Source organism: Pseudomonas sp. FFPRI_1 (assembly GCF_055384485.1).
On the sequence record NZ_AP029168.1, the window covers coordinates 3528181 to 3546961 of the forward strand.

Below are 18781 nucleotides of genomic sequence, written 5' to 3' on the forward strand. Positions count from 1 at the left end.
CGTTCACTACGCTTTTCATACGCACGTCCAGCCTCGGGCCCATATCGAGCAGCCGGGTAGGGATGACCGAAGGAGAGTCCCATGTCCAACGAATCCAAGTGTCCGTTCAAACACACCGCCGGCGAAGGCACCAGCAACCGTGACTGGTGGCCCGGCCAACTGAACCTGAAGATCCTTCACCAGCACTCGCACCTGTCCGACCCCATGGCGGAAGATTTCAACTACGCCGCCGAATTCAACACCCTGGACCTGGCCGCAGTGAAGCGCGACCTGCTGGCACTGATGACCGATTCCCAACCCTGGTGGCCGGCGGACTTCGGCCACTACGGCCCGCTGTTCATCCGCATGGCCTGGCACAGCGCCGGCACCTACCGCATCGCCGATGGCCGCGGTGGTGCCGGTGGCGGCCAGCAGCGCTTCGCCCCGCTCAACAGCTGGCCGGACAACGTCAGCCTGGACAAGGCCCGGCGGCTGATCTGGCCGATCAAGCAGAAGTACGGGCGCAAGCTCTCCTGGGCCGACCTGATCATCCTCACCGGCAACGTCGCCCTGGAATCCATGGGCCTCAAGACCTTCGGTTATGCCGGTGGCCGCCAGGATGTCTGGGAACCGGAAGACAACGTCTACTGGGGCAGCGAAACCACCTGGCTCGACGACCAGCGCTACAGCGGCGACCGCGAACTGGAGAACCCCCTGGGGGCGGTGCAGATGGGCCTGATCTACGTCAACCCGGAAGGCCCCAACGGCAACCCCGACCCGCTGGCGGCAGCTCGCGACATCCGCGAAACCTTCGCCCGCATGGCCATGGATGACGAAGAAACCGTGGCCCTGATCGCCGGCGGCCACACCTTCGGCAAGACCCACGGCGCCGGCCCGGCGAGCCACGTCGGTCCGGAACCGGAAGCCGCTGGCCTGGAACAACAGGGCCTGGGCTGGAACAGCAGCTTCGGCACAGGCGTTGGTGGCGACGCCATCACCAGCGGCCTGGAAGTGATCTGGACCACCACCCCGACCCGCTGGAGCAACGACTTCTTCGACCACCTGTTCGGCTTCGAATGGGAACTGAGCACCAGCCCCGCCGGCGCCCACCAATGGCAACCCAAGGCCGGCGCCGGGGCCGACAGCGTGCCCGACCCCCATGACCCGAATAAACGCCGCACGCCGTCGATGCTCACCACCGACCTGTCGCTGCGTTTCGACCCGGCCTACGAGGCGATCTCCCGGCGCTTCCATGAGCACCCCGAGCAACTGGCCGAAGCCTTCTCCCGCGCTTGGTTCAAACTCACCCACCGCGACATGGGCCCCCGGGCCCGCTACCTGGGGCCGGAAGTGCCGGCCGAAGAACTGATCTGGCAAGACCCGATTCCCGCGGTGAATCACCCGCTGATCGACGCCCAGGACATCCAGCAGCTCAAGGAGCAGATCCTCCTGTCCGGGCTGTCGGTGGCGCAGCTGGTATCCACCGCCTGGGCCTCGGCCTCGACCTTTCGCGGCTCCGACAAGCGCGGCGGCGCCAACGGCGCACGGATTCGCCTGGCCCCGCAAAAAGACTGGGAGGTCAACCAGCCGGCACAACTGGCCCAGGTGCTGCACAGCCTGGAAGCGGTGCAGAGCGCCTTCAACAGCGCCCAGGCTGCTGGCAAACGCGTATCCCTGGCGGACCTGATCGTCCTCGGCGGTTGCGCGGCGCTGGAACTGGCGGCGAAAAATGCCGGCTACAGCATCAGCGTGCCGTTCGCCCCAGGGCGCATGGATGCCAGCCAGGAACAGACCGATATCGAATCCTTCGCCGTGCTGGAGCCCGTGGCCGATGGCTTTCGCAACTACCTCAAGCCGGTTTCCGGCGTCACCGCCGAAGCCCTGCTGGTGGACAGAGCGCAACTGCTGACCCTGACCGCACCGCAACTCACCGTACTTTTGGGCGGCCTGCGAGTGCTGGGGGCGAACGTCGGGCAATCGCCCCACGGCGTATTCACCACCAGGCCGCAGACCCTGAGCAATGACTTCTTCGTCAACCTGCTGGACATGGGCACCCAATGGAAACCCCTGTCCGAGGCCCGCGAACAGTTCGAAGGCAGCGACCGCGCCAGCGGGCAATACAAATGGAGCGGTACTCGCGTGGACCTGTTGCTAGGCTCCAACTCGCAACTGCGGGCCCTGGCGGAGGTGTATGCCGCGGCGGATGCGGGTGAGAAGTTCGTGCGCGACTTTGTCGCGGCCTGGGACAAGGTGATGAACCTGGATCGGTTCGATTTGCGTTGAGGGCAAGGGATTAACGTCCAGCAATTGGCGGCCCTCGACTTGAGTATTCAGGTCGAGGGCTACGGCTGTCTGTGGCAAGTGCTGGCGGATTCCTCGACCCTCCTGTTCCCCCCAGAATCAGTGTCAGGCAAAAGGCTCTGCGAACTCGCGCGGTGCTGGGTCCACTATGGCAAAATGCCCTGCATCAATTCAGGGAGTCAGGGATGAAAGCTATTGTCATCGCAGCGCTACTGTTACTTACAGGTTGCGTAGCAAAGGTTGTTGAATACAAGGCATTGCCTATTACACAGAGTCAGGCGGAATCGATCATTGAACAGGTACTGATGGAACAACCGCTGAAAACCAGGCCCGAACAAGTGTTCTTCACGGACGAATATATTGGCTACGGCAGTGGGACCATTTCTGCTACCAGTGGCTTTGCAAGTGCAACGCCTATCGGTGTAGGGGCCATAGCAGCCGGCAGCTCCAAGACTTCCTCCAAAGCGGTGCAAACCCGTATCTACTTCAACTCGATAGGTAGCGTCACGCTCTACTCAAAGCGTGGTCGTTGGGTCGTACAGACCAGGAACCAGGCAGGTGGCGTGCTGAACAGCTCGCAGGTCGACACGCAGCAGAAGGCTCAGCGGTTCGTTGACGCAATGTTGTTTTTCAAACGCACCTGATGCAGCGCAGGATCGCTCACTGATAGGCAGCGGCAGGTGATGGCCCCGAGTCGCTTGATCTGCTTCAAGGCCACTTCAGACCGGGTAAAACGATAACGCCTCCCTAGGGAGGCGTTTTTGCCGGCGCGATCGAGGCGTTTCGAGCACGACTGGCGGCAATCAAGGCGGGCCATATAGCGCCCGCCACGCGCTTACTGGGTCTTGAGGTACTCATTGAGAAACGCCTGGGCATCGCCGTAGCTGGACAGGTTGCTGTCATACCCCACCTTCAGCGGCTTGGCCTCACCCGGCAGATGCAGCTCGCCATAGCCTTCCTGAAGCAGCAGCACCACGAACTTCTGCCCGTCCACCTGAGTGAAGTAACGGGTGTCGCGATCGGTTTGCTCCACGCTCATTTTCTGAATGCGCAGGTTCCAGTCGTGGTCGGCGTCTTCCACCTGCACCAGCGCCTGATGGGCGCTGCGCTCACCGATGCGCAGGGTCCAGACCTTCACCCCGTGGGGCCCGGTGTAGGCCACGATCTTGTCCGCCACCTGTGGCCGTTCCTCGGCCTGGGCCAGCCCGGCTCCCAGTACCCACGCCATGACCCATGCGGCCGCCCAGCGGTAATAAAGCTGCATCCTTCTAGCTCCTGAACATGAAAAAGGGCGTTTATTGAAGCCGACCCGGGCGGCGCTGCCAAGCACCCAGGGCAACAGGCGAGATAAAAATCCCTTCGTGCACAACCCACGTCGGGCCACCCGCGAGTGGATTACCATCCGCCGCCTTCGCGCCCCGCACGCGCTGGAGCGATGCACTGGCCCGGCAAGGCTGTTGGTCAGCCTGCAGCCTTCTCAGGGCTGAAAAAACTGCATGAGTGAATGCTGGCCGTTTACGCTGGACCAACCCGCCACCGACCTGTCGCGAACAGCACACTCTTTGCGCCCCCGGCTAAATGCAGGTCGCAACCGTGGCAAGGCAAAACGTCGCCAGCGGTAGTCTAGGACGACCATCTGGGAGACATTCGATGATTCGACGCGCTTGCTTGGTCGCTCTAATGACAATGACGGCATCAACCGCCTTTGGCGGCCCTGGCTACGATCATCTCTATGCTATTGGTGACAGCTACTCTGACAACGGTGCGGGTGAAACCTTCACCCGAACAATGGCCGCACAGAAGGTCAAAGATGCACAGGCGCTACCCGGTTCGTTGTATTGGCAGGGACGCTGGAGCAATGGTCCCACCGCCGTCGAGCACTTGGCGCAGGCCTTGAAAATCCCCTTGACCGACTACGCGATTGGCGGCGCCAAAAGCGGCAGCGGCAACTACTACGCCTGGATGCAGCCCTCTCGCGACACTGGGGTTTTCGGCCAGATCGCCGATCATTTGCAAGCCGCTAAAACACACAAGGCGGATCCGAATGCGCTGTATTTCATTTTCATCTCAGCCAACGATTTTTTTGAATGGGCCGACTTCTCGCATCCAGAAACGATTGACGTGCTAAGCCACAACAGCGTGGCGAACATACAGAAGAGCACCGAGGCGCTGATCGCCGCAGGCGCGAAGCACCTGATGGTGGTGGGGACTACGGATTTGAGCCATGTGCCGGCTGTGGTGCAGGGCAATCAAGTCAAGAACGCAACAAAATACCAGCAGATACTCGACCAAAAACTGCCAGCCGTGCTGACAACACTGGCTAACGCCCATCACGTCAGTCTTAGTTACTTCGACCACCTGGCCTTCAGCAACAAACTTCGCGCGGCACCCGAGGTGGCGGGCCTGAAGGAGCTGGATACCCCGTGCCAAGCCACCTATCCGGACGTCAAACCCGTGTGTGCGGATGCAGATGCCCATTACTACTGGGATGAATGGCACCCGACCCGCAAAGTCCACGCCCTGGCCGCCGAGGCGATGCTTGAAACGCTGAAAGCGAGCCGTTGAGGTTCGCTATCCGCCCATAGCCGGTCATTGTCATGGCAGTTGCTCGGACATCCTTGCCCTTGTAACAGCACGCTGCGTTCACAGGACGCTTAGCGACATGTGACCTTGTCGGCCTCCCATGGGGAGACGCCGGCAACGAGTTCTCCAGTGGTATGGCGGACATGGGTTTGTCTCCACTCTTGAGGTCGTTGTTTGGGCTTGAACCCGATAGAGTGACCCGCCTCAAAGCGACTAACGCACAAGCCGCGCCTCTGCACATTCCAGCCCGCGATCGCGCCCCGATTCAAAGGCCGTTGTTTCAGGACGAATACCCCATGAGCCAACTCACCGCACTGATTGCCCAAGCCAAAGCCGGGCTATCTGTACAGCAAGACATTCCCCAGCAACGCTGGGAGGCCATCGCCACCCAGTGCGGCGCCGAGGAAATCGCCGAGATCAAAACCCGCATCGCCTCACTCAAGGCCGCCCGCGAAGCCATCGAAGACTGGGACGGCGACAGCCGCGATGACCTGTATTTCGCCATCGCCAATTTTACCCGCCTGCTGGAACTGGCCACGGCCTACGCACAAGGTGAGTGAACATGCCGGCTGAGCGCACAACGGATTATGTCGAGAGCAGCGAGGGCGCCGTGCGCCTATGGATAGAGCAGGGCAGTGCAATTCATCTCAAGGCCTGCACCGAACACAACGACCCCGTGGAGCTGACAGCAGAACAGGCCCTGGAACTGGCCCAGGCACTGCAACGTTTGGCCAGCCGCCTTGCGGACTGAAAGCAGCGCCAAGCCCCCCGCCCACGCAACCACCTGGGCAACGGCACACCTGAGAGGAACAGACCCTGTTTAACGAACTAGTGTTTTTGCCCGAAGACCCCGACCAGGACTCCGCCTACCTCGGCGGCAACCCCTATCTGCCTGAGTCCATCCCTTGGCCCAGCGACTCGACGGGCGCCCCCTTGCTGCACCTTGCCAGCCTGCCGGCCAGCTTTATCAATCGATACCTAGCAGCCATGCAATTGAATGACGAGCTGGTGATTTCGCTGTTTACGCCTTACTCAAGCGTCAGCGATTCCTACATCGACCAGGCCATGCAAGAGGGCGGCAAGGTGCTGGCCTACAGGCCCGCGGCGCGACAGGTAGATGGTTATGGACAGCCCATCACCCCGGCGCGGCGAATCGACGTGGTTGCAAATCCGCGGCAGGACAGCGAAGAAAACGGCCTGGCCAAGATCGCCGGAATACCCGCCTGGATTCAGGGGCAAGAGACACGCCCAGGCTTGAACTATGTGCTGCAGATCAACAACTCCCGGCTGAACAGGGCCGCTCCAGGGCACAGGGGCATTTTGGTTGGTGGAACCGGCTACCTGCTATTGAAGCAAGGCATTGATGACGAAGACCTGATGGCCGGGGCCCTGATCATCCAGAGTTCATAAGAAAGGGGGCGGGCCCTCAGCCCACGAGGGCAAAATCCTTGGGATCGAAGCGCTCGCGGGTGTCCATCTGAACATTGCGCAGGCTCGCGGTTTGCTGATGGCTGGCGTACAGCGGCTCGGCAAAGTAGGCGATCAGCAGCGAACGCCGGCGCGCACCGCTGGGGTTCAGACTGGCCCCATGCAGCAGATCGGCATCGAACAGCAGAATGTCCCCCGCCTGGCCTGACAGCTGCACCGTGCGGGATTCGTCGGCGAAATCGAACGCTGCTTGCTCCATCCCCGGGCGATGGCTGCCGGGCACAAGGCGCGTCGCGCCGTTCTCTGGACCGTAGTCGTCGAAATAGGCGATAGCGTTCACCACATCCCCTGGCCGCTGCGCCGAAAAATCCCGGTGCAATTGCTGATGACCACCCCCGGCCAGCGGTTCACGCCCCTCCACCTGGGCGAGAAAGAAACGCTCGGCGATCAATTCGCCCACCACCGCCAGCACCTGGGGCAAGCGGCACAGGGCCTGCACCTGTGCATCCATATCCAACTGCGAATGGCGCCAGTCCCAGCCACGGGGCACGGGCCATTGGTCCGACGGCTTTACTCCGGCATCGAAGGTGGCGCGCAGGTCCGCCAGCCAGTCGAGCGGGATGGCCTGGCGCAGCAGGGCATAGCCATTGCGGTGGAGCTGTTCACGGGCGGTCATGGGGGCTGGATATCCTTATCTGCAATAACCCGTCGAGCATACCTGTGGGCAAAAGCCCTGGACATAACCGGCGACGGTTTAGCCGTTGCCCCAATGTGAACAGACCGCCTAGTCTGCTGCGGTCGCTGCAAAATCAGCGACCTGGCCTGAGAACCCGATCAGATGCAGGCACATTTTTGATCAGGGAGTTTCAATCATGTCTGCCGGTAATCTGTCCGAAATTTGCTGCTGTTCCTTTCGCCTTCCTCCGCTTAATAGCCTCTGCTGCCAGACCCTGGCGGGAGGTGCCCGATGAACCATTCAACCCCCATCAAAACCCAGGGCTTTGTCACCTTTGGCAACTGCGCCGATCCTGAACTAACACTGTTTCGCGTCAATGCGGATGTGCCTTTGCAGCAGGCGTTGGAGCAGGCTTCTACTTTGCTTTACTACGCCAAGAAACTTGCGCTGGATGCCGCTATGGAAGAGCAAGGCGAGCGCTATGCCTGGGCTGCGCACTTCCTGGCAGAGATGGGCAAGGCGCTGATTGATGATGTGGGTTTTTTTGGGGGGGAAGGGAGGCTGAGAGAGGGGGCTCTGAGTTAAGGCTACGCCGTACTAAGCAGATAGAAACGCCGCTCATTGTTGGTTGATAGGCGGCGTCTTTGTGATCTGAGGAGGTAGCTTTCAGCCCTTAGCTGCCCTTCGTGAAGGACAGCTACATGCATGATCAGACCTTTGAAAATAGGCTTGTCGATAGTGAGCTTTTTTCAATTTCACTTGCAAGTCTGAGAACAGTCTCCTCATCACCAAACTTTCCAACAATCTGCATCCCGATGGGAAGACCATTCTCCATGATCCCTACGGGAATGCTGATGGCCGGCTGGCCAGTTAAGTTGAAAACTTCAGTGAAAGGAGAGAATGCGTAAGCTTTTTTGTACCACTCGTCCAAATGCCTTTCCCCTGTGGTAACAAAGCCACCTACCAACGGTGGGGCAAGCGCTACGGTAGGGGTGATAAGAACATCTATGGTCGTAAAGCAATTCGCCATGTCACGACTTACTTTGTTCTGCGTGGCACGGGCATGGTGAACATCCAGCGCCGTTCTCTGCCGCGAGCATTTGTAAAACTCATACGTAATCCATTCAACATCCTTATCAGAGATCGGGAACCCACGAGCTTGCGCTTGGTGTTCCATCAACGCCTCGATTTCCATCTGCCAGAATAGTGCAGCAGCTGCACCGGCGTTGCTCATATCTGGCCATTTGAACGGACGTAACTCATGGCCGTCCTTACTTAATAAATCCACGGCATTCAAAATAGCTTTGTGAATTGCATTATCGATACTCGAACCGTTTGGGCGGCAGCAGGCGAAGGCAATTTTCAATCGTGGTGATTTTGTCTTTAAAGATTCCAGCCATGATGCAGGTGCGGGAGGGGCAGCATAGGGGGCACCAGGCTCATAGCCAGACAGGACGTCCAGCAGTAATGCGGTGTCGCGAACAGTCCTGGTCAGTACATGCTCAGAATCGAGGCCTCCGACAAACTCACCGACATGAGGGCCCACCGGGTTGCGTCCTCTGCTTGGCTTCAGCCCAACCACGCCACAAACGGAAGCTGGCACCCTGATGGACCCACCACAGTCGGTGCCATGCGCAACGGGTACCATTCCCGCGCCCACTGCGCTCGCCGAGCCACCACTTGATCCGCCAGAGGCGTACTGCGGATTCCTGGGATTTCGACAAGGACCTTGCCATTGCGGCTCAGTTACAAAGTCTCCGGCAAACTCGGGAGTTTTGGTTTTCCCGAGAATAATTGCCCCAGCTTTGCGCAATCGACTCACAAATTCACTGTCGATCTGCGCCGGTGTGGCGTTCTCGTATAACCGGGACCCGTGCCGGGTTGCAAAACCTTGTACATCGACATTGGTGTCCTTTATCAGGATCGGTACACCTGAGAGTGGTCCAGCCTTGGGATCTAGCGCCACTCGCTGCGCGCCTTCGATATCGATAGCAACAACCGCGCCCAGGCTTGGGTCCTGAGTTTCAATTTCTCTGGCTGCGAGGTTCACCAGTTCCAGTGGAGAGACTTTTCCGGACTGCAACCATTGAACAAGTCCAACGGCATCGAGACTTTTATATTCTTCAGGTGTCATTTCTACGCCTCCAGATCATAACCAAGCACGTTGTTGAGGAATTCGTAAGCCAAGCGACGCGAATCATCAATCGTGTCTGGGTTGCAATCGACCGCAGCCCTCAACCATAAACCGTCGATGAAAATCGCGATCATCTGCGCTTTGGAGTGGGCTGCTGCCTTATCCATGGTCTTCGACAAGGCATAAAAAAGTAATGAGTGGCTTCGCCGCGCGACGACGTTTTGTATCCGCTGCAATTTTGTGGACTGAGGTACTTGGGCCCAGAAAGCGAGCCAGGCCGCGACGTTTTCCCTTGTCAGGTTCAAGGCACTGACGTTTCCGTCTACAAACGCAAGAACGCGCCCCGTAGGCGTTGTGGAGGTTCGTAGACGCGCAAAAATTTCGGCATTTATGCGTTTGTTCAGCTCTCTCAAGGTGGCTTCAAGCAAAGCATTCTTGTCTGAAAAATAGTGGTGCACGATGCCGTTGGCCAACCCCGCACGTGCGCTGACTTGGACCATGCTCGTACCTGCCATGCCTTGCTCACCAATGAGGGTGAGGGTCGCTTCGACGAGCTGCTTTTTTCTGATTTCTTGCATTCCGACCTTCGGCATGGGGCACTCTCTTTTTTCATTGGACGATGAATGAAAAAAAAGTTATCACTAGGTTCTCCAAAAAACAAGAAAGCCCAAGGGGATCCAATATGAAAAGCAGTGCTATCGGTTGTGCCGTGCTGTTGATGACATTCCAGGGGATTGCCGGCGCTGCGGATCCTGTGGCATGCCGCACACCTCAATTCGCAGAGGTAGGGTGGACCGACATCACCTTGACCACCTCCTTGACCACCGCAGTACTGGAGGGATTGGGTTACGCCCCAAAAATCATTACTTTGTCGACGGGTATTGCCTACAAGGCGATGGAGGGCAAGAGCATCGACGTGTTCCTTGGAACATGGGATCCGGCGTTGATCGAGGCGGCTCAGCCCTACTACAACAACAAGTCTATTCAGACCGTGCGAGTGAACCTCACCGGCGCAAAATTTACCTTGGCGGTTCCGCGATACGTCTATGAGCAAGGTGTGAAAAGCTATGCCGACCTGGACACTTACAAGGAAAAATTTGGCGGGAAAATCTATGGGGTAGAGCCGGGCGGAAACAAACCGATCCAGAACCTTATCGCGGATAACGCGTATAACCTGGGTAGCTGGAGCTTGATTGAGTCAAGTGAGAAGGGCATGTTGACTCAGGTTGGCAGGCAAATAAGAAAGAATGACTGGATCGTGTTTCTGGGATGGGCCCCTCATCCAATGAACAAAAATATTGAGCTGGAATATTTGTCAGGTGGCGATAAGTACTATGGAGAGAATTACGGCGCATCCTCAGTGCGGACCGACGTACGTACGGGCTATCTGGATGAATGCCCTAACGTGGGGAGATTGCTGAAGAATCTGGAGTTTTCTATAGATGCCGAAAACACCATGATGGACTACGTGATCAATGGCGGTCTCGCACCACGTGCTGCCGTGAAAAAGTGGTTGAATGATCATCCCGAATGGCTTGAGAGAACGTTGGATAATGTTCAGACACTGGAAGGACAACCTGGGCTCGCCGCAGTAAAGTCTCACATGGTAGTGTCTCAATAGGTGGCAAAACTCTACAAATCAAATCTCTCCAGAACCTAACAAGTAGAGAGTATTTGAGCGCCTGGTATTCACTTGCTGGGCGCGTCCTTACAACATCTAGCCCTACTAATTACCGTCAAGAAGAGATTTTAATCTGGAGTCAAAAAAATTGACGGTCCGCTCTTGGCCGACAGCGGTCGTTTATGAGCGGCTACTATTGGCTGTTAGCAGCCGTTGAGTTACCCCACCCAACAGCCCCCTTAAAACGTCGGCGGCGTGATCACCCACAGCTCAAAGCGCCCCGACAGCACATACCCGGCTTCTTCGCCCTCATGGCTGTAACTCTCTTTGCTGTAGGCCCCCAGCGGAAAGCGTGAGTGCAAGAACTCCAACTGCCGGGTCGGCTGTGGCGTCAGCAGTTGATTGATAATCCCGTTCTCATAATTCACCTGCAGCCGCTGTTTCTTGCGCACGACATAGCCTTGATCCTCGGGCGCGGTCTGGGTTTCGCTGGCGAAGAACCATTGGATGGTCACGCCCAGGCTGCGGGCGAAGTTAAATAGTGAGGTGTGGGGAGGGAGGTTGCGCTCCAGCTAGCTGATAGCTGGCATTCTTTGGTTGGTGAGGCTGCTTTACGGCCAATTGCAGACCATGGATACGCTGCTAGGCTCTGTGATGTAGCCAAAAGCCATATCGCCTTTCCTCCTTGTTGCATGTTGTGTTTCTGGCACAACACTCAGACAGAGCAGGGAGTTACGCACAGGCAAGGAGCGCAATCAGACAAAATTAGTGGAAAGTATTACGCCACTTTTGTCGCCCACTTATAGTTGGACGCTGAGAAAATTCATTCGTGAAAAAAGGGAGCTAATATGTTGGACAAAATAGTTGAGGACATATATGGCAGCGTAAAAGGAAGCAAGTATGGCAAGCTACTCATCGTAATTTCCGTATTTTTTGTTTGCGCCTTTCTCGTTTGGCAGTCCATCCCAGAAAAAGTCAAGGAGGCGCTCCTGGGCTTTGGAACCCCACCGACAGCATCAGAAGAAATCAAGCACGCTCGAGAGGTTCCCGTAGTTGAGAGAGAGCCATCAGCAAAAGAGACGCCTTCCATGGTGACGACGGTCAAGCCAGCGCTTCCTGTCTCTGGCCAGATTGAGCACTACAACGTTTCTGGAGAATCCATACTCGGCATCTCCACTGTTCCAGACCTTGGAGGCGCGAAGGAGTATCTTGGCCTAAAAACCACTGATTTCACTGTTGATGGAGAGAACAAACTAGATACAGAGGGCGCGCCTATTGATGGTTACTTCAATGTAAACATTAAGCCTAGGGAAGGGGCGTATAGCGGCGCTAGCGTTCAGTATCAGAAGGAGTTTAGTCCACATTTCTACATGTCCGCGCGTTTGGCCGGTGACAACAATGTCGACACTCTAGAGATTCAAGGTCTCGGAATCTATTTCCTTATAAATAATCACGGAAACAGTTACTACCTATGGGCTTCTGAACAGAATGAACAGAAGTGGCGCCCCTTACCGATCGAAAAAGATGCCGCAATTAATACAGTCGGGATTTTTCAGCAAGGCCGCTATGTCGTATTTTTTTTGAATAACAAAAAAGTTGATTCGTTCGATATTCTGGCCACCCCAAACCCAGGAAAAGTTGGTCTCTATTTCAAAGCTAAAAGTGCTACTGGCGGGAGGGCGCACTTCCAGCGATTTTCTGTATACGAGTTCTAAACAGTGCGCTCAACAACAGGTTCTAAGGGGCGTTAGTTTCCAGGAAAGTGAGTGGGTGCGAACGATCAGCCGCCCCAATCTAATGGTCGCTTTTAGCCGTAAGCAAGCGCCGGTACTGCATACGACTATGCTAGCCCCGGGTGAAGTCATAACAGAAGATCAGACATCCTCCGCATCAACCTAAAGACGGCTTATCCAAACGCTCTGTTTAAGGGACCAGACATGACCGTCGAAATCATCGAGTTCAGAAAATTGTTAGAAGCCGGGCGATACTTGAGGCCGGACACTTCTGGAGAGCATCAGCGCCACTCATGGAGGTCGCCCGAGACTGGGAACACATGATTAACTGCGTCTGGAATGAAATGGGCGAGCAACCCGCTCCGCTGACCGAGGTTCAGTTCAGCAAGTGGTTGCGGCAACAGCGCCTTGCGCTGGGCTGTTTGACAGTGTCTCCGCCGGGAACTCCGATAGACCGTGTCAACACCGCCTCCATTCGGGAATGCACATAGCCATTCGTTTGTAATTGATTAGGACAAGCTGAGTTGGACCGGGGTGAAGCCCTACCTCTAACCTCGAGCAGTGCCCGGGCGACTGATTAATCCTAGGATAACGGCTATTAGTATCCACCAATGGTCGTAAGGCAGAACTCAAGGGGTCGCCAGCCAGCGTGTACTTCGTTCTGGGTCTAATACTTCCATTAACGTACTAGATTCCTTGCTCAACTACGCATTTTCACAAAGTACTCCTATAGTCATTTTTGCCACGGTAAGGAGTGCACGTCATAAGGCTCCCCCGTATCGGATGCAAACCAAGGAGCTAGGGCATGAAATCAAAACCAGTTCTTCAATGTGCAGTCTATGCAGCAGTTCTGAGTATGATCGGGTGTACTACAAGCATCGTTGGAAGTAGTTCTACTTCCACGTCAGGGGTCGCCTACATGCTACCGAAGTCGCTTTTACCAGTTGAGCTTTCAGATACAGGCGACGGTTTTACCTTTTCGGTAGGGGAGCCAGTGCTGAAAGGAGACACCTCGAAACGGTTTGTGCTTACACGAGCAGGGAACCCCTTTAGCTCAGATAAGGTGGACATCGTTGTTGTGCCATCCACAGGGCTTCTGGAATCGGTAAAGGTCGACTCCAAAGATGAATCGCTGAATGTGGTCTCCAACATCATAAAAACGTTAGTAGCTGAAAGCGCAACGGCCGACGCAGGTGGTTCGAGCACAACCTTGGTATACCGCGGCCTGATTGACCCAGAAGGTGATACGAGCAAAGTCAACGCCAAACTAAATGCCGCCATAAAAAAGCACCTAGAGGTGCGCAAAAACTTTGCTTGCAAGCGTGATCCGGCTACTGATACATGCAATATAGCGAAAGATTTAGCTGAACTTTACGGCTTCGGAAAATTTGAGATCGTTGTGGTTAAGCCGAATGAAAGTCCGGCTGTAGCTCAGAATGTTTCCATGGTTGGCGAACCCGCTGCCAGTGATTCTGACTGCAAAAAGGGAGTGTGCTACAGGATCAATCAGCCCTATCTAGTTACATTAAATGGCCCTAATGGGGCGTCCCAGCAAGCATATGTGGGGCTTCCTAATGGCTCTCCGACATATGTGTTACCTGTCGATCGGTGGCCATTTGTTCAAAACACCCACGACATCAAGTTACAGGATGGACTTCTAAAGTCGGTTGACACGGTCAAGCCGAGTTCGGCACTAGCCGTATCAGCTGCACCAATTGAGATTGTTAAGTCTGCGTTCGGCGCAGTAAGTGAACTGGTTCAGTTACGGATCGATTCAAGCGGGAAGTATGCAGCACTGGCTAAGCAAGAGGTGGAAACAATCAAGGCTAAATCTGAGTTAGACAAGGCCCAATTTAGCGCCAGAGCGCTGAACGCTGAGAGCTCTCTGTATGGTGGGAAAAAATCGAACGATGGCCTGATTAGTATCCATGTTGGCCTGAGTACCGCGAAGTCTGGAAGCGCAATGGATGGTTTGGGGGGCAAAAACAACAGTGGGCAAGGTGGTATGGATAGGACTCTGCCCTCGAACAACGGAACAGTAGGTCAATAGCGATCATATAGCGGAGGTTGCCATGGCTAAGAAATCTAAGCTGCAAGAGCGCTATCGCTCTGACTTCATGATCCAGACCAATAACGGTGGCAGGCTCGAATCCGTAGCAGGATTTAACGTGTCCAGGGTACTTGCACAAGAATTCCCCCACCGGCCGTTACCCCTTAAGTTACGAAATGATTACCTTGGGGACTCCAGCTACCTAGAGTTTGCAGTTCCCCAGCATGCGATCGGAAATGACGACCGAACACCTGTGCCAAGCAGTTCGATGTTGCCCTGGCGGTGTATCTGTCAGCTCGTGATCGAGGGACTCAACGAGCGGCAGTTGCTTGGAACTGGTTGGCTGGTTGGCCCGAAGACTATTATCACCGCCGGCCACAACCTCTACAGCCACAAAGAGCGGAATTGGGCATCAAATATTTACGTGATCCCTGGTCGGGACGGTAATGTGGCTCCCTTCAGCTACTACCAATCGACGAAGTTTGCCGTGCACGATGGTTGGTCGAATAGCGGCGATATAACACAGGACGTGGGTGTGATTTGGCTAGGGACCAATGTTGGCGAGAGGCTTGGTTGGTTCGGGATTGCCTCCTATAGCGACAATGATCTGGCCGGTATGATCGTCAACACTGCCGGATATCCTGCGGATAAAAGGCTCGGTACCCAGTGGTTCACTGCCGGTCGGATCGATCACATAGAAGACAGAATCCTACGCTACGGACTAGATACGGAGGGTGGCCAGAGCGGTAGTCCGGTATTCGAGTACGATGCCGAGAATCATCGGATTGCCCACGCTGTCCATGCATACGGCGGAGGAGGCTACAACAGCAATCTCGGTATTCGTATCAACAATGACATCTACGACCTGATCTGTAACTGGATTCGCTAGTCCTGAGGTGTTCTGGGGGCTGCCGCGTCAACGTATCTGTGGCGCGGCGTCCGCCGTTAAGCGTATAGGCTCCCGGGATCCTACCTCGTGAGTTCAAGAGCAAAGGTCCCCGCGTGGCCACATCCTCTAAACTGAATCCGTCTAAATAACCTCGGATGAGCAAGATATTGAACTCACTTAGTTTTTGTAGACATCTATCTGAATGACTATTTTGGTAAAAGTCTGTACCTGAGGTGAGTGTCCGCTTTTGGCTGCTTATCCAAACGCTCTGTTTAAGGGACCAGACATGACCGTTGAAATCACCGAACTCAGAAATTGCTAGAGTCCGGGCGGCGCTATCTGGAAGACGGCGCCACCCTCGCTGAGCTAAACGGCCGAGTCAGGGCAACGCTGGAGGCCGGACACTTCTGGGGAGCAGCAGCGCCACTCATGGAAGTCGCCCGAGACTGGGAGCACATGATTAACCGAGCCTGGGATGAAATGGGCGAGCAACCCGCTCCGCTGACCGAGGTCCAGTTCAACGAGTGGTACGGCAGCAATTCTACTTTCCTGCCCGTGATAGCTAGTTATCAGCAAGCAAAAGAGCGGTGCACGGCGCTGCCGCTCAGCAACGCCCCCCTCAAAACGTCGGCGGCGTTATCACCCACAACACCAGCGCATCCTCCTCCCCGGGATTCCCGTACTTATGCGGTTCCTGACTGGAAAAGCTAAAGCTATCCCCCTCACTCAACTGAAAATACCGTTCCCCCACCCACAGCTCAAAGCTCCCCGACAGCACATACCCGGCTTCCTCGCCCTCATGGCTGTAACTCTCCTTGCTGTAGGTCCCCGGCGGAAACCGCGAGTGCAAAAACTCCAGCTGCCGGGTCGGCTGTGGCGTCAGCAGCTGGTCGATAATCCCGTTCTCATAATTCACCTGCAGCCGCTGTTTCTTGCGCACGACATAGCCTTGGTCTTCGGGCGCGGTCTGGGTTTCGCTGGCGAAGAACCATTGGATGGTCACGCCCAGGCTGCGGGCGATGTTGAACAGGGCGGGGATGGAGGGGTAGGCGAGGTTGCGTTCCAGTTGGCTGATGTAGCCGGCGGTGAGTTCGCTCTGTTGGGCCAGTTCACTGAGGGTCAGGCCGCGGCGTTTGCGCAGGCCGCGGATGCGGGTGCCAAGAAACTGTGGGCCGCCGGGGGCTTGGTTGTCGCTGCCGGGCTCGGGCGGGGTGCTCGCGGGCGGCGTCTTGCTGCTGGGATTCATGGCGGGCTCCGGACCAGGTGAACGGGCGCATCCGGGCACCCGTCCTGCAAAAGCCCTGGAGTATAAAGCAGCCTCAAAGCGCCCAGGCGACTTTCAAGCCTTCGTGAATGGCTTCCTCGACGGTGCGCGGTGCCAGGCAGTCGCCGATGCGCTGGAAGGGCACCAGGCCTTTGAGTTGTTGGCCGAGGTCGTCCACCGATTGGTGGCCTTGGCACAGCACCAGGCTGTCGACGTTTTCCAGGAGCATGGGTTCGCCGCTGGCGGTGTGTTGCAGGTACACGGTGCTGTCGTCGCAGCCGTAGAGGCGGGCGTAGGGGATGATCGGGATCGCCAGTTTGTGCAGTTCGCCGGCCATCTGGTCGCGCACGTACAGCGGCAGGCTTTCGCCGCAGTGGGTGCCGTTGATCGCCAGTTGCACCTGGTGCCCGGCGCGCACCAGGCGTTCGGCGATGCCGGGGCCGATCCAGTCGCAGCGCCAGTCGGCTACCACCACGCTGCGGCCCAGTTGTACTTCATCGCGCAGCACTTGCCAGGCGTCCACCACTTGCAGGTCGCCGCCGCGTTCGAAGTTCGGCCAATAGGGCTGGGCGCCGGTGGCGATGATCACGTGGTCGGGGTTTTCACGCTCGATCAGGGCGCGGTCGACCCGGGTGTTGCGTACCACTTCGACACCGGCCAGTTGCATTTCCCGTTGCAGGTTGGTGCTGGCGCCGCCGAATTCGCTACGCCGGGGTAGCAGTTGCGCCAGTTGGATCTGGCCACCCAGTTGCGCGCTGGCTTCGTAGAGGGTGACCTGGTGGCCCCGTTGCGCGGCGACGGCGGCGGCTTTCATCCCGGCCGGGCCGCCGCCCACCACCAGGATGCGTTTGCCGCGGGCGCTGGGCCTGGCCTGGCCGTAGAGCAGTTCGCGGCCGGTTTCCGGGTGCTGGATGCAGGAGATCGGCAGGCCCTTGTGGAAGTGGCCGATGCACGCCTGGTTGCAGGCGATGCAGGCGCGTACGTCTTCGGCGTGGCCGCTGTCGCTCTTGTTGGGCATCTGCGGGTCGCAGATCAGCGCGCGGGTCATGCCGCACACATCGGCCTGGCCCTTGGCGATGATGGCCTCGGCTTCCTGGGGCTGGTTGATGCGCCCAGTGACGAACAGCGGGATCGACAGCCCGGCCTTGAAGGTGCCGGCTTCCCGGGCGAGATAAGCCGCTTCCACCGCCATGGGCGGGACGATGTGCACCGCGCCGCCGAGGGAGGCCGAGGTGCCGGCGACTATGTGCACGTAGTCCAGTTGCCCTTGCAGCAGTTGTACGGCGGCCAGGGATTCGTCTTCGGTGAGGCCTTCGGGGTCGCGTTCATCGGCGGAAATCCGCAGGCCGATGATGAAGTCCTGATCGGTGCTGGCGCGCATGGCGTCGAGGATTTCCCGGATGAAGCGCAGGCGCTGTTCCAGCTCGCCGTTGTAGCCATCGCTGCGGCGGTTGACCCGCGGGTTGATGAACTGCGCCGGCAGGTAGCCGTGGCTGGCCACCAGTTCCACGCCGTCCAGTCCGGCCTGGTGCAGGCGCCGGGCGGCGTCGGCGTAGCCCTGGATGATCTCGTCGATCATCTCCTGGTCCAGGGCCCGGGGCATGACCCGGAAGCGTTCGTTGGGCACCGCCGAAGGGGCGTAGGCCACTGCTAGCAGGCCGTCGGCGGACTCCATGATTTCCCGCCCCGGGTGGAAGATCTGCGACAGCACCACGGTGCCGTGTGCATGGCAGGTCTCGGCCAGGCGCCGGTAGCCGTCGATGCAGGCGTCGTCGGTGGCCATCAGCACGTGGCTGGTGTAGCGCGCACTGTCGTGGACCCCGGCCACCTGCAGCACGATCAGGCCGACGCCGCCTTCGGCCCGGGCGCGGTGGTAGGCAATCAGCTGTTCGTTGACCAGGTTGTCGGTGGGCATCGAGGTGTCGTGGCCGCTGGACATGATGCGGTTCTTCAGGCGTTTGCCACGGATCTGCAAGGGTGCGAACAGGTGCGGGAAGGCGCTGGTCATTGCGGTGACTCCAGGCGGGCCGAGGGCAGGGGGCAGGGCCTCGGCGTTGTTATTATGTCGCTATCAAAATTTACCTGTAGTAAAAAATCAACTTGTTTTTTTACTGGTGCTTGCA

Annotated in this window: 16 protein-coding genes and 2 pseudogenes; 11 read left to right on the forward strand and 7 right to left on the reverse strand. The window is 57.3% G+C overall.

Features of this window, described 5'->3' with window-relative positions:
* The first annotated feature begins 81 nt into the window (after positions 1–81).
* Complete coding sequence (gene katG / locus ACZ5BO_RS15820; RefSeq protein ID WP_464700909.1) at positions 82–2262, forward strand: catalase/peroxidase HPI; 2181 nt, start codon at positions 82–84, stop codon at positions 2260–2262.
* 203 nt (positions 2263–2465) lie between these two features.
* Positions 2466–2924, forward strand: a complete 459-nt coding sequence (locus tag ACZ5BO_RS15825; protein ID WP_015635386.1) for a hypothetical protein — start codon at positions 2466–2468, stop codon at positions 2922–2924.
* Between the two features lie 191 nt (positions 2925–3115).
* Here the strand turns inward: ACZ5BO_RS15825 and ACZ5BO_RS15830 are convergent, their stop codons facing one another.
* On the reverse strand, positions 3116–3544 hold the full coding sequence (locus tag ACZ5BO_RS15830; protein WP_464700911.1) for a hypothetical protein: 429 nt from the start codon (positions 3542–3544) through the stop codon (positions 3116–3118).
* Positions 3545–3930: 386 nt separating this feature from the next.
* Here ACZ5BO_RS15830 and ACZ5BO_RS15835 point away from each other — a divergent pair, with 386 nt between their 5' ends.
* From ACZ5BO_RS15835 to ACZ5BO_RS15850, 4 genes are all read left to right on the forward strand, one after another.
* Entirely contained in the window at positions 3931–4845 is a 915-nt protein-coding gene (locus ACZ5BO_RS15835) for an SGNH/GDSL hydrolase family protein (protein WP_464700913.1), read from the forward strand.
* A 314-nt stretch (positions 4846–5159) separates the two neighbouring features.
* The gene (locus ACZ5BO_RS15840; RefSeq protein WP_464700915.1) at positions 5160–5423 is read left to right on the forward strand and encodes a hypothetical protein; all 264 of its coding nucleotides are present in this window, start codon (positions 5160–5162) and stop codon (positions 5421–5423) included.
* 2 nt (positions 5424–5425) lie between these two features.
* Positions 5426–5614 carry a hypothetical protein gene (locus ACZ5BO_RS15845; protein ID WP_233322786.1) on the forward strand — a complete coding sequence of 63 codons (189 nt, stop codon included), beginning with the start codon at positions 5426–5428 and terminating at the stop codon, positions 5612–5614.
* An 86-nt stretch (positions 5615–5700) separates the two neighbouring features.
* Positions 5701–6273: a hypothetical protein gene (locus ACZ5BO_RS15850; protein ID WP_464700917.1), complete on the forward strand. Its 573-nt coding sequence runs from the start codon at positions 5701–5703 to the stop codon at positions 6271–6273.
* A 16-nt stretch (positions 6274–6289) separates the two neighbouring features.
* On the opposite strand, the gene ACZ5BO_RS15855 is transcribed toward ACZ5BO_RS15850, so the two are convergent.
* Positions 6290–6967: a phytanoyl-CoA dioxygenase family protein gene (locus ACZ5BO_RS15855; RefSeq protein ID WP_464700919.1), complete on the reverse strand. Its 678-nt coding sequence runs from the start codon at positions 6965–6967 to the stop codon at positions 6290–6292.
* A gap of 291 nt (positions 6968–7258) precedes the next feature.
* On the opposite strand from ACZ5BO_RS15855, the gene ACZ5BO_RS15860 reads away from it, so the two are divergent.
* Complete coding sequence (locus ACZ5BO_RS15860) at positions 7259–7552, forward strand: DUF3077 domain-containing protein (protein WP_464700921.1); 294 nt, start codon at positions 7259–7261, stop codon at positions 7550–7552.
* Positions 7553–7676: 124 nt separating this feature from the next.
* Here the strand turns inward: ACZ5BO_RS15860 and ACZ5BO_RS15865 are convergent, their stop codons facing one another.
* Positions 7677–9101, reverse strand: coding sequence for an amidase (locus tag ACZ5BO_RS15865; RefSeq protein ID WP_464700923.1), 1425 nt, complete (start codon positions 9099–9101; stop codon positions 7677–7679).
* A gap of 2 nt (positions 9102–9103) precedes the next feature.
* Complete coding sequence (gene betI / locus ACZ5BO_RS15870) at positions 9104–9694, reverse strand: transcriptional regulator BetI (protein WP_464700925.1); 591 nt, start codon at positions 9692–9694, stop codon at positions 9104–9106.
* Between the two features lie 89 nt (positions 9695–9783).
* Between betI and choX the strand changes: the two genes are divergently transcribed.
* Positions 9784–10722: a choline ABC transporter substrate-binding protein gene (gene choX, locus ACZ5BO_RS15875; RefSeq protein ID WP_464700927.1), complete on the forward strand. Its 939-nt coding sequence runs from the start codon at positions 9784–9786 to the stop codon at positions 10720–10722.
* A gap of 260 nt (positions 10723–10982) precedes the next feature.
* On the opposite strand, the pseudogene ACZ5BO_RS15880 reads toward choX, so the two are convergent.
* Positions 10983–11294: pseudogene (locus ACZ5BO_RS15880) on the reverse strand (cupin domain-containing protein); the annotation flags it as partial.
* Positions 11295–11570: 276 nt separating this feature from the next.
* On the opposite strand from ACZ5BO_RS15880, the gene ACZ5BO_RS15885 reads away from it, so the two are divergent.
* The 3 genes from ACZ5BO_RS15885 to ACZ5BO_RS15895 all read left to right on the forward strand — a co-directional run bounded on the left by ACZ5BO_RS15885 (position 11571) and on the right by ACZ5BO_RS15895 (position 15394).
* Positions 11571–12437, forward strand: coding sequence for a hypothetical protein (locus tag ACZ5BO_RS15885; protein ID WP_464700929.1), 867 nt, complete (start codon positions 11571–11573; stop codon positions 12435–12437).
* An 823-nt stretch (positions 12438–13260) separates the two neighbouring features.
* Entirely contained in the window at positions 13261–14505 is a 1245-nt protein-coding gene (locus ACZ5BO_RS15890; RefSeq protein WP_464700931.1) for a hypothetical protein, read from the forward strand.
* A 22-nt stretch (positions 14506–14527) separates the two neighbouring features.
* Positions 14528–15394: a trypsin-like serine peptidase gene (locus ACZ5BO_RS15895; RefSeq protein ID WP_464700933.1), complete on the forward strand. Its 867-nt coding sequence runs from the start codon at positions 14528–14530 to the stop codon at positions 15392–15394.
* Positions 15395–16013: 619 nt separating this feature from the next.
* On the opposite strand, the pseudogene ACZ5BO_RS15900 reads toward ACZ5BO_RS15895, so the two are convergent.
* A pseudogene (locus ACZ5BO_RS15900) lies at positions 16014–16636 on the reverse strand (cupin domain-containing protein).
* Positions 16637–16713: 77 nt separating this feature from the next.
* The gene (locus ACZ5BO_RS15905; RefSeq protein WP_464700935.1) at positions 16714–18666 is read right to left on the reverse strand and encodes an oxidoreductase; all 1953 of its coding nucleotides are present in this window, start codon (positions 18664–18666) and stop codon (positions 16714–16716) included.
* Positions 18667–18781: the final 115 nt, after the last annotated feature.